General features: G+C 48.3%; 7 protein-coding genes. 3 read left to right on the forward strand and 4 right to left on the reverse strand.

Annotated features, from left to right (window positions below; all coding sequences use genetic code 11):
- Positions 1-344 precede the first annotated feature (344 nt).
- Positions 345-614, reverse strand: a complete 270-nt coding sequence (locus ABGY95_RS11390; protein WP_347441806.1) for a hypothetical protein — start codon at positions 612-614, stop codon at positions 345-347.
- A 568-nt stretch (positions 615-1182) separates the two neighbouring features.
- Here ABGY95_RS11390 and ABGY95_RS11395 point away from each other — a divergent pair.
- A complete protein-coding gene (locus ABGY95_RS11395) occupies positions 1183-2229 on the forward strand; it encodes a hypothetical protein (RefSeq protein WP_347441807.1) in 1047 nt (348 codons plus the stop codon).
- A 332-nt stretch (positions 2230-2561) separates the two neighbouring features.
- On the opposite strand, the gene ABGY95_RS11400 is transcribed toward ABGY95_RS11395, so the two are convergent.
- Together ABGY95_RS11400 and ABGY95_RS11405 are read right to left on the reverse strand one after the other, a co-directional pair.
- Positions 2562-4133: a hypothetical protein gene (locus ABGY95_RS11400; protein WP_347441808.1), complete on the reverse strand. Its 1572-nt coding sequence runs from the start codon at positions 4131-4133 to the stop codon at positions 2562-2564.
- Between the two features lie 156 nt (positions 4134-4289).
- Complete coding sequence (locus ABGY95_RS11405) at positions 4290-5537, reverse strand: hypothetical protein (protein WP_347441809.1); 1248 nt, start codon at positions 5535-5537, stop codon at positions 4290-4292.
- A 180-nt stretch (positions 5538-5717) separates the two neighbouring features.
- On the opposite strand from ABGY95_RS11405, the gene ABGY95_RS11410 reads away from it, so the two are divergent.
- Together ABGY95_RS11410 and ABGY95_RS11415 are read left to right on the forward strand one after the other, a co-directional pair.
- Entirely contained in the window at positions 5718-5861 is a 144-nt protein-coding gene (locus ABGY95_RS11410) for a hypothetical protein (protein ID WP_347441810.1), read from the forward strand.
- A 571-nt stretch (positions 5862-6432) separates the two neighbouring features.
- Positions 6433-7464, forward strand: coding sequence for an aldo/keto reductase (locus tag ABGY95_RS11415; RefSeq protein WP_347441811.1), 1032 nt, complete (start codon positions 6433-6435; stop codon positions 7462-7464).
- A 407-nt stretch (positions 7465-7871) separates the two neighbouring features.
- Here the strand turns inward: ABGY95_RS11415 and cls are convergent, their stop codons facing one another.
- Positions 7872-9416 carry a cardiolipin synthase gene (gene cls, locus ABGY95_RS11420; RefSeq protein WP_347441812.1) on the reverse strand — a complete coding sequence of 515 codons (1545 nt, stop codon included), beginning with the start codon at positions 9414-9416 and terminating at the stop codon, positions 7872-7874.
- Positions 9417-9595: the final 179 nt, after the last annotated feature.

The raw sequence follows: 9595 nt of genomic DNA on the forward strand, positions 1-9595 counted from the left end.
TCTTCGCTCACGGATATGAATCCGTTCAATCATCACGCCTTGCCTTGCTTGAAATTCTTTCCAGCACCACCAACGCTAGTTGCCGGAGGTGCCCTTAAGGAATGATGAAGCTGGCCAAGCGGTGAACTAGCTATACCGCGAAAAAACGAAAGCATCGAAAGGCCCGCGCGATGAAACTTTTTAACACCGGTGGCACTAAATTCTCGAATTATAAAGGCTGGGGTGTTTCTCCTCAGTCTCGGTGTAGCAATAGTTAGATTGCCTAACGTGAGTTGTGACTAGCGATCGCTGCAAGGGCATTCTTCATTCTAAAATCATAAATCTAAAATGAAGCTCTCTACACTTTAGTGGCATCTATGATCACCGTGACCACCGCCCGTGTCACATGAGTTATATTGGTAGTGGCTGTCGTTATGCGATCTATGATGACCGTCTCTATGGTTGTTGTCGCTGGCGAGGGCTGCACCGATGAGACCGGCACCAACAATTCCCACGACTGCGAGCCCTGGGTCGACGGATTGAACTGGTCGACCGTTCCGGTCATAAGTGGTCATGCAGCTAGGAAGGGCGAGGCAGGTGGCGAGGGCGAGACTGAAAAGTTTGAGTTTGTTCATGCTGATATAAATTGATTTCAGCGGATTGGACGCACTCCGTCCCAGATCGATTCAATTTTTTTTGTATGGCTGGTTTTTGTACAGCAGAGCGGTGTCATTCAAGTGCCTGCAAAAGGGGGGGGATGTTTCAATTCGTTAGCTTGTGAGATAAGGCATTTAAATCTCAAATCGACTTTTTCGAAGGGCAGGCTTTAAATGACTTAACGAAAAATCAGTCGACTCACCTCAAGAAGTAGTTCAACAACTTATAACCTCTCAGTCCCTTTCTACGTTCAAACGCAACATCACCGAGAAGTCTCTGCGCATTGTGTCTGAATACTCTACTTTTGTAGCAATGGAGGCGATCAATGCTATTCAACCAAATGTGGCGCAAGATCATGTCATGTAGCACTCGGAGGAAAATTTCTGAAATTGCGGGTGAGTCCGTTTTTTGGCAGATGGGGTAATTTGTTGCTGGCTATCGGAAAATATTTGACGAGTTGCCCTCTTTTACTGCCTAGTGTGCTAGCTAAAGGTACTGCTAGGTTTATGTTTGATCTCTTTGGTTGAGTATGCTCAGAATGCGTCGATGAAAACACTACCGATCACAATCACCTCTCTAGTCTTAACTATGGGGCTGGTGAATGCACAAGAAGCAAAACCTAGTGCCGAGCCAGCGAAAGCTCCACTGACTATCGAAGAACGTAAGGCTTCGATCTCTAGCATTGAGGCGCATATCAAAGAGCGCCGTGATCGTTTAGATGAAATTGGAGCTGACGTGCTGCGACTCGACGACCGACTCGAAGGTAAAGTGGATAAGATCGTCAATAAACTCGCGAGCCTCAAGGACTCAAATTCTTCACGCCGTAGAGTGAGTCAGATGAAAATGGCCGCGATGGCAAGCTTGGTGGAGAATGCCAAGAAATACCAATCCAAGCGCGCCGAACTCATCAGTGAGCTGAAAAAAAATAAACCGACCGAGCCCAAGGATTATGTGGAAGGTGATCTAAAGATTGCTGACGACCGTGTGGAGAAGCGTGTTTCGCAGGTTCTGCTGTTATCTAAATCTTTCTCGCAAGAAGAAGACATAGAGAAGTACACTCGCGGAGGTCGTGGTTATTACTACTATGGAGGAGGCCGTGGTGGTTGGCATAACAATGAGCGGGTGAGTGAAGAATGGCTTCAGAATAACCGCGATAAGAGCATGGACAAGAAGCAGCGCGATGCTGTGAAGGCGGCTATCGAAAAGTCTTTAACCCGTTACGAGTCGCTCGCTAATGGCGTGGCGGACAGACTTAAGGATGCAAAGCTCTCAGCTGAATACCGTGCACTATTAGAATCTGAGCAGGAACATTATGTGGATGTGCTAGCTAAGCGTAAGGCCCAACTCGCTGATTTTGCCTTAGTAGACGCGCCGAATACCCGAGCGATTAGCCACAGTGCTGCTATCGATATCGAGAGAGCACTAGATGATGCAGTGGATGATTTCCAGTCTGACATCCGTCTGATCAAGCAAAAGTATGGTGAAGTGAAGGCTGAACGCCAACGTATTCAGAAGCTCGAAGTGAATCTAGCAGCACGTAAAAAGTGGTTAGAAGACTACGAGGCTGGAAAAATTAAAATACCAACGAAATAGTCAAGCTTATGTGTTTCAAACTTCCGCTCACATCCATCGCAGCAGTATTCCTCTCTGCGGGTCATCTATGAGCTCAAGACTACCAAGAGAATATTGCTAGCTCTGATGAGGAACCGAATTTAGCCGAGAAATTAGCTAATCCATTGGCGTAGCTCATTAGCATGCCGACCAAGACCACTCTGTATCTGAACTCTGAGTCGACTTTTGATTGGCACGCTGAGCAATGGGCTGCTCCTCTTAACTTTGGTTTGAATCAGATGGTGAAAATTGGCGATCAGCCATTGCAGGTAGCTGCCGGCGGGCGCTATTGGTCAGATGCTCCCGTGGCCGAGCTAGTTGTCTTTAAGGTGCAGCTTGAGAATGCGCATCATTTCGTCTTGAGCTTTGCTATTGTCTTGGGCATTGTGCCATGAAGAAACCACTAACTCAGAGGCTACTCCTTCGAGATGAGAACTAGAGTACTTTACTATACCGTCCGAGCTATTTTCTAATTTTCCACCCCACCCACGGTCACCAATGATCGAGTGGTAGGTGACATTATTGAGCTTTGGTCTAGTGAGGTTATATTTCAATGTTGGATTATTGTACCTGAGTCGCTGAACGCCATCCATGCCTTCTTGAATATCAAAGATGCTTTTACCTAAGCTTGTTAGATCTTCCCTGTAGTGAGTAGGGTCGAGCGCTACGATGTTTTTAGGAATGTCAATGAGGTGTGAGGTGAAGCGTCCAATCCAGTTGTCAGCATAGGAAGAGCCTCGATGAGGAGTGGCGAGGAATACCGCACGAGTAACACAATCGAGAGGTGGAGTTTCTAGTAGCTCAACGATCGCTTGTTCTCCCATGGTTTTGACTGTTAACTGGTCAACTCTCTTAGTATAGATCTCCGCTGCAGCGCCTTGGTAGTCTCTGGTGATTGCGCTGGTGAGCAGCCCGCCCATACTGTGGCCTATAACCACCATCTCATCGGCGTTAGAACCAGCTCCGTGCCCTTTGAGATAGGCGTGAAGATTTTTGATTTCCTTTTTTAGTCCCGCGGCACTGTGTGAGAGAGGCAGTCCTGTAGGGTAAAAATACGCATAAAATTGATAGTTATCACGAATCACGGGATCCGCTAGTAGCGCGTATGTTGGCTTAACCCAAAGGTTAGGCGTAGCTGCGAGACCGTGGACGAAAACCACCGGAATCCTTTTTGGATCAATAGGTTCACTGGAAAAAAGGCTCATTGATTTTATCCCATATTCAGGCCGTAGGACGTTGACGAACCCTTGGAAAATTAGAGACTTTGTTGCTGCTTGGGAAAATGCATGAGGAGTGGTGTAGTCTGCGGATAGCTGTGCGCTCTCGCGTGAATCTATCAGCTGAAAGCTAACTGAGTTTTTTTCACGCCAGTGAGCAAGAGCTGTCACAGAGTAAATATAGCCGATTCCGGGCATGAAAGGGAATTTCTGCGCCCGTTCAGCCGACCAAGCGGTGTAAGCTGTCATCGGGACACCCACACCGTGAGTCTCTATCGCCGGACTGAGATCCGAACTCGTGTATTTGTGAGCGTAATGCAGGTCGTCGATATCGGTCAGTTGCGCGGCTTTAGTCTGGCAATGAGAGGCAATCTCGAAGCTGTGGTCAGCATAGCTCACCGTAGTGCCCCAGAGTTGGTGAGTTTGGATCAGTTCGAGCCCTTTCCCGAGAGCTTGCTGATAGGCGTTGTGAGCCCATGAGGAGAGCATGTAGTATGGCTCTAGGTCTCTCGCTGCCGATAAATAGAGAGCGACAGATTTTTCAGGTTGATGAGCGTATGCCTCATTAGCTTTACGAATTTTGCTGAAGGCAGGCTTTGCATAGATTTTTTCAGCACGAGGGATTTGCCTTAGAGATTCAGTTTGTTCATTTTGTGAGATTTCAATCACTGTGCAAACACACGAGCTCAAAAAGCAGCAGAAGACTATAGATAAAGCGATCCGAATCATTTGATATATTTTGCTAAAAAGGTGAGATCATACACCACAGCCCCGCGCTGAGTATTGTGTATTCAGCGCTGCACCTGCAAGATGCGATACTGCCCTTTAGAAGTCTAAATGACCGCGTAGTCCAGCCACAAATGCGAAGTTTCCACGAATTCCATCGCCGGCAAGTAACTGCACGTTGGGAGTTATCTGGATGTCGAGTGGACCTTGATGTCTATAAAAAGTTTCGAAAACTCCTTGAATGTCACTGGTGTCGGAGGATCGACCTGCACCCAGTCCGAAGCCGACGAGATCATTTTCTCGTACGTTGGCTCCGAAGCCAATAACGGCCATTCGGTCAAGGTCAGTTTGATTGCCGTTGCTATTAGATAACTTCACGAATAGGGATTTTTCATTGTCATCGAAGTGGTGCTCAAAACTACAGCTGAAACCATAATCTTCTTCGAAATCTTCTGTCGAATCAGAGGCCCACAACATTGCTTGAATATGGTTCTCAGTGCCGTCTCCACGCCAGGTGAATCCTGGTTGTATGGCAGTAAAGAGGTTGCCTGAGTTCAGATCAAAGTCGACCTGGTCCCCCGTCTTACTCGCTTGAACCTGAGTCAATGCATATGTCAGATCGAAGTGGTCGTTGAGTTGCCAACGAGCTGTCGCACCAGCACCAAATCGTGGGAAGGCTACTGTCGGGTTGGTAGAAAAAACACGGTTGAGAAATGCCTTTTTAGCTCCTCTTAGAGCATGTGAGTCGAGGCGGCTTTCCACGCTGAGTTGACCATAGCGGAGCTCGATTTTACCTTCGTGAAATATGTGCTGAATATATAAGTCTGGAATTTCAAATCCACTATCACTGAAACCATCAGTAGTTCCTAATATAGAACCAATATTACCGCCCAACTGAGCAGCGGAGTTCTCTAGCAGAGCATGGCGGTGGCGTAATCGAAATTTGAGAGCCAGTAGACCATCTCGCGCAGCCCCGATGCGCTCAAGCAATCGACTAGGGTATTTTTCCCCAACAAACGTCCAGTGACCTGCGATAGAAAGTTCTCCAGCCCCCCCAGATTCACCATCTCCAATAGCAGCTTGAAAGAGCGCACTATAGCTCAGAGCCATATTGAGTCGGTCAGTAGCGAACATGTATTTGAGCGGCTTATCGTTCTCTTGTAGACCGGCTAATGAAAGCTCTTCAGTTTCCACAGCAGAAACTTCTTCAGCAATCAACTGAGTAGGTTGACTCACAAGTAGAGTGCTAGCTGCAGTGATGAGCCCAACACGGAGGCACTCAAAAGTGTAGATGAATGATTTATTGAAGTGATGGGGATTAAGCGTCACAACAACATAAAGGAGCATTAACGACCCAATTGTCAATACATACAGAATAGAGAACCCATTAGAACGAAGTAGTTGTTAGAGTGGTGAAGTCATCATTGAAGATAAAGGTTATGAAGAAGTGGTCCCGCAAAACGGAGCCAATAGCATATTGAAATATCTGACTGTTCATCGGTGGCTTATTCACCGAAAAACAGACAAATGAAACGTAAGAAAAGACACCTCAGGGCTGAATTTAAAGCACGTATCTCCACCGAAACTCTCAAGGGGATTCACTCTGTAAATGACATAGCCCAGGAGAATGCTGTAGTTCCGTCCTGGTTAGTCAGTAGAAAAAGGAGTTAGAGTCTCGAATGGTTGGACTTTTTGAGAGTTCTAACAAGAGTGAGAAAGAGTTAAAAAAGCACGAAGTTAGAGAGTCCAAGATAGAGCGTAAAGTGGGGTAAATCGAGCTAGAGAAGGGCTTTCTGCTAAAAAAGTGCGGCCAGCTGGGAATCGATGTGAACACACATAAAGAGATAGACAGCATCTATAATGTGGCTAATCGGGACTGGGAGCAGACCCCTTCACGTGGCACTAAGTCACGTGGCAAAATAGTCCTCAAATTTGAGGTAGCTTTCTTAAAAATTGTCTGTCTAAAAAAACATGCGAGCTAAGCAAGCGACTATCACTTCGAGGAAAAGGTAAATCCGCGGAGTTGGTTAAAGCTCAAGTCAGGATTTTGGCTAAGAGGCCGGCGAGGATTCAGAAATATTTCAACTCATCAAAAATTTCTTATGCTGCCTGATTACCCGCCCCGTTCATAAGCAAAATTTTTATAGAAAAGCGAGGGAGCTTGAGTAATAGCACCCTAGTTTTTTTGAATGGGTGAACTTTCCTCACTTGATCTGATTCTTGGCAGCGGCATGATATAGCTATGAAGCAAAATCGATTAGGCAGGACTGGGATCGTTGTTAGTGAGATATGCATGGGCACGATGACCTTCGGAGTGCAAGCGGAAAAGGCGATGAGCTTTCGCATCATGGACCAAGCCGTGGATGCAGGGATCGATTTTTTTGACACTGCTGAAGTCTACCCGGTGCCGCCGAGCAAGGAATTGGCTGGGCTTACCGAGAAGTGGATAGGCGAGTGGCTGAAGGGTAAAGATAGAAGCTCGGTGATCATAGCCAGTAAGGTGGCGGGTGCCGCCCATGGTTGGTTTAATCCTCCCGTACGTGGGGGAAAGGCGGCACTTGATCGCGTGCACATCCGCCAAGCGTTAGAAGGAAGCTTGCGCCGGCTCGGGACCGACTACATTGACCTCTATCAAGTCCATTGGCCAGACCACGGCATGCGCGCTGAGGGTACCCTCGAGGTGCTCGATGAACTCGTCAAAGAAGGTAAGGTGCGTGCCATTGGCAATAGTAATGAAGATAGTTACGGCCTCATGAAGTCGCTCTGGGCTAGCGATCAAAATGGCTGGTCGCGTTATGAGACGATCCAGAATAATTTTTCGATCTTGCATCGTCGCTGCGAGGACGAACTTGCAGAATGCCTGCGTCGCGAGCAGCTGAGCTTACTTCCTTATAGTCCGCTGGCTGGTGGGGTGATCACAGGTAAGTACAACGATGGCAAATTGCCCGAAGGTGCACGCTTTACTTCCTATATTACCAGTGCGGGTGAGAGGCAGCGACGCATGGTGGCGCGCTTTGTCAACGAAAAGACCACCGCCTCCACCGCACGCTTGATTGACATAGCGAAGCAGGCAGACATGGATGTGGTGACGCTAGCCACTGCCTGGAGTAAGCAACACGATTTCGTAGGCTCGACCATTGTGGGAGTCTCGCACGAAAGCCAATTGGCACCCATCCTAGCCGCAGCCGACCTCTGCCTCAGCGACGAAGTCATGGCTGCCATCGATAAAGTCTCCGCCGAGTACATGTATCCGATGGGAAAAATCATGCCGTAAGGGCTAAGACCTAGCTACTAGCTTTTGAAGTAACTCGTCTACTGAGCTTCGGGAATCCTATACCAAGCGTATGTGGGATCTTGGTTTATTCATGAAGACGCTTAAGCAGCGTTTTTCAAGTAGGTATAAGAAAAAGCACAGCATACGCGGCACGCTGTGGGAGGCGTGCTTTAAGAGCGTGTTGGTGGAGAATGGCTATGCAGCTAGAACGATGGAAAGCCTACATTGACCTCAACCCAGTGCGTGCTGGTATGGTAAAGGATTCGAAGGATTACTGATGGTGTGGCTACGCTGAAGCATTGGTTGGTGGACAGCTCGCCAGAAATGGTGTAATGCGCGTGCTCAGTGAGTTAGATAGTGATAGCTCTGCCGATGGCTGGATTACTGGGTGGAATCCAAGACTAGCTTTATAAATACGGTGAGAACAACCTAGCTGCGCCATCACGGAGGCGGGTTGGGAGTGAGCGAGCATTGATTTCATCCGCCGTGACTTGACGCGCGCGGCCCAGCTTTTCATCGATGATGGCGTCGAGCCTTCCAGCAAGCTCAGCATCGTAGCACTCGAGGTTGAACTCGAAATTTAGGCGCATGCTGCGTGCGTCCCAGTTAGTGGATCCGATGAGTGACCAGAGACGGTCGACAACTAGGAGTTTGGTGTGGTCGAAGGGGGCGGAGGATATGTAAATGTCACAGCCTTTTTCTATCAAACGTGGGAGTTGGGGCACGACGGCCCAGTTCATGATAGGGATGTTGTTTTTGGACGGCAGTAGAATTTCGACTTGGACTCCGCGCATGGCAGTGACAGAAAGAGCGTCGAGGATGGAGTAAGATGGGAGGAAGTACGGAGTTATAATCCGTACGCGTTCACGAGCGACGGATAGAGCACCGAGAATTATTTCGTTGATTTTATCGAGGTCTTCATCTGGCCCATCTGGGACTCCACGTGAAATGACTGTTCCTGAGCGTTCAAGAGTTGGAAACCAAGTTGTGCCTTTGAGTTCCTCTTTGTTGGTGAATGCCCAGTCGATGGCAAAGGCTTCTTGGAGTTCAGCGACAGCGGGGCCGTCGATACGGAAGTGGAGACAGGCGACTGGGAATATAGGTTTGAGGTTGAGGCTGTGGCCTTCGCGGATGTTAGTGCCGCCGGTGAAGCCAATTTTTCCGTCGACCACGAGAATCTTCCGATGGTTGCGCAGGTTAGCAAATGCCATGCTCCAGGGTGCGCGTGAAGGGAGGAATTCTGCCACGTTCAAGCCGGCCTCTTTGAGGCGCCCAACCATGCTTGGTTTGGAGTAGCGTGAGCCGACACCATCGATCATCACCCGCACTTCAACACCCCGGTCTTTCGCTTTTTTTAGAGCTTCAATGAATTGGTCGCCAACTCGATCACTATCAAAAATGTAACTATTGAGAGACACCGAGACAGAGGCTTGGTCAATGGCTTTGAGCATCTCTGGGAAGGCGGCGTCCCCATTGATTAATGGGTCGATCGTGTTGCCCAGCAAAAGCGGCTTGCCTATTAAACGAGAGCCGAGTTTGACGAGCCCGAGAAAGTTTGGGTGCTCTAACTTGGCATGGTGAATGAGTTTTTTTTCTTCACCCGTGAGGTGCTGGTCAGGATCGTGGTCCCAGACTTTTGTCAGCCCTAAAGAAACCCCTGTGCGCTGGATGCGGTTGATGCCAAGCATTAAGTAGGCTATCGATCCGATGATAGGAGACAGCCAGGCGAGACCAATCCACGCAATTGCCGAATTTACATCCTTCTTCCGCAGTAGTGCGTGCAGCGTGACGGCGCAAGCCCCGAGAATGTGCAGGGCACTCGCCATAATTGGCCAGAGTTCTTTGACTGCACCTATAATTGGGGTTTCTATCATCAATGCAGAGACTAACGAGTCGTAAGCCTCTGTCAATGTTGCGAGGGTCAGTCGCTCACCTTCTTTAAATGAGGGCAAATTAATTTTGATTAGTATTATTGATTTCGGATAGCTGTGGCTAAGTCATTGTGTCCTTGGTTTTTCAGAAGAGAACGGTCGTGTAAGTGCGGGAGGAGGTTTCACTAATGATGCATGTTGCTGATGAGTGGAGACACACTCAATCTGTTGCTCGAAAGTGTGAGTGTCCTGGCTGTCTT

Origin of the sequence: Rubritalea sp. (genome assembly GCF_039830215.1) — a bacterium.
Taxonomy (GTDB): domain Bacteria; phylum Verrucomicrobiota; class Verrucomicrobiia; order Verrucomicrobiales; family Akkermansiaceae; genus Rubritalea.